This is a genomic window from Planktothrix sp. FACHB-1355 (assembly GCF_014748295.1).
GTDB lineage: Bacteria > Cyanobacteriota > Cyanobacteriia > Cyanobacteriales > Aerosakkonemataceae > Aerosakkonema > Aerosakkonema funiforme_A.
Map to the genome: position 1 here is coordinate 1 of NZ_JACJUP010001221.1, position 2,032 is coordinate 2,032.

Here is a 2,032-nt window from a genome sequence, read left to right on the forward strand (position 1 = left end):
CCCTAACCCCTAGCCCCTAACCCCTAGCCCCTAACCCCTAGCTATCAGTTCGTATCCCGCATCGGCTGGCGACACGACTGAAATAAAAACCAATGGTTCATCGCCGTTGTTTAATACTCCGTGTACGCATCCGGTATGAGCGACTACCACATCTCCTGCAACGATCGGCTTTGTCGTTCCTGCTTTATCTAAATAATATTCTCCTTGACCGCTCAAAACAGTCCAGGTATCTTGTCCGTTAGGATGGATGTGCGGGAGAATTTGCTGACCTGGCTTGATGTACCAAGCGACAATGACGGCATCCTGGGATTCCGTGACGATCGATCGAATAGGTTCTCCGTCAGTCGGTTGCAGAAATTTAGAACTGTTGAATATCCTTGTCATACTCATCTTTATTCTTTATCGCCATTGCGAATCCACTGCACCAGCAAAAACAATGCTGTTTCCGGAAGTTATCGAAAATGCCATTGTCTCGCCGATCGCCATAATTGTTCTGTATAATATGCTGCTTTTGAGGAATAAAAATTTCATCGATCGCAACATCAACTAAATCGGAATCTGAATCGTAAATTCTGTTCCCTCTCCAGGCGCAGAAACACAAGTCAGCTTACCTCCATGTTTTTCTTCCACAATCTGACGGGAAATAGACAACCCCAAACCAGTCCCCTTACCCACTTCTTTGGTCGTGAATAAGTGGTCAAATACCCGCGTTTTTACCTCTTCTGGCATTCCACAGCCATTATCTTTGATGCGAATAGCGACAGCAGCTTCTTCTAAAACTTCAGTCTGAATAATAATCTTATTGGGATTAGCTGCAATTTCAGCAAAAGTACGGCCTTGATTTGCTTCTTCAAGCGCATCGATCGCATTGGCAATTATATTCATAAACACCTGGTTGAGTTGACCGGGATAGCACTCGACTAATAAGGGCAAATTCGCGTATTCTTTGATCACTTCAATCTCCGGTCTGCTAGTGTTAGCTTTGAGTTTATGCTTCAAAATCATTAATGTGCTGTTGAGACCTTCATTGATATTGAATGGCACTTTTGATGTGCTATCAGCCCGCGAAAATGTTCTTAAAGACGTGCTAATTTGGCGGATGCGATCGGTTCCCTCTTTCATAGATAAAACCATTGTTGGCAAGTCTTCTATTAGATAATCTAGCTCGATATTTTCAATTATTTGAGCTATTTCTCCCCCAGGATCGGGAAAATTGTCGCGATATAATTTAAGTACATCAATTAAATCTTTTATATAGTTTTCTGCATAAGTTAAGTTGCCGTCAATAAACGCAAGGGGATTATTAATTTCATGGGCAATACCTGCGATTAATTGACCGATGACTGCCATTTTCTCATTTTGGATTAATTGTAGCTGCATTTGCTGAATTTGTTGTAAATATTGTTGCAATTGCATTGCCCGTTCGCGCTCTCGCCTTTCTGATTCCTGCAATTCAAAATAAAGGCGAGAATTTTCTAAAAAGATACTAGATTGGGTACAATGAGTTTTTATCCTTGCGAACAATTCATCTTTGGCAATCGGTTTAGTTAGGTAATCATTGGCTCCAGCTTCTAAACCAACTACTAGATCGGCAACTCTATCTTTAGCAGTTAATAATAGCACCGGTAATTCATTAGGTTGCCAGGTTTCGCGAATTTTCCGAGTTACTTCATAGCCAGTCATGCGCGGCATCATTACATCGAGCAAAATTAAATCAGGTTTGGTACTGCTTGACAAAATTGCTAATGCTTCTATCCCAGAAGCTGCCTCAATAATTTCATATCCATATAAAGATAAATGGTTAACCAACACCTGACGATTTACAGGTTCATCATCCACAACTAAGATTTTGTAAGGTGTACCTTCATAATTATTTATTTGGACTCGATCGATAATTTCTTGTGCGTTATAGGTACTTAATTTTTCTGAATCATTCACAGAAAATAAAGAGTCATAAATCCCAGATGAAGCTAACTGATATTTTCTGGCTATTTCCAACCCGCGACTTTCAACATCTGCGGCTTGACTAACT

Annotated in this window: 2 protein-coding genes; both read right to left on the minus strand. The window is 40.6% G+C overall.

All coding sequences use genetic code 11. The annotated features are described in order from the left end of the window. Positions 1-30: 30 nt before the first annotated feature. Positions 31-384 carry a cupin domain-containing protein gene (locus H6S82_RS30985; RefSeq protein WP_242057181.1) on the minus strand — a complete coding sequence of 118 codons (354 nt, stop codon included), beginning with the start codon at positions 382-384 and terminating at the stop codon, positions 31-33. Between the two features lie 162 nt (positions 385-546). Then, positions 547-1,938: a response regulator gene (locus H6S82_RS30990; RefSeq protein ID WP_347339575.1), complete on the minus strand. Its 1,392-nt coding sequence runs from the start codon at positions 1,936-1,938 to the stop codon at positions 547-549. Positions 1,939-2,032: the final 94 nt, after the last annotated feature.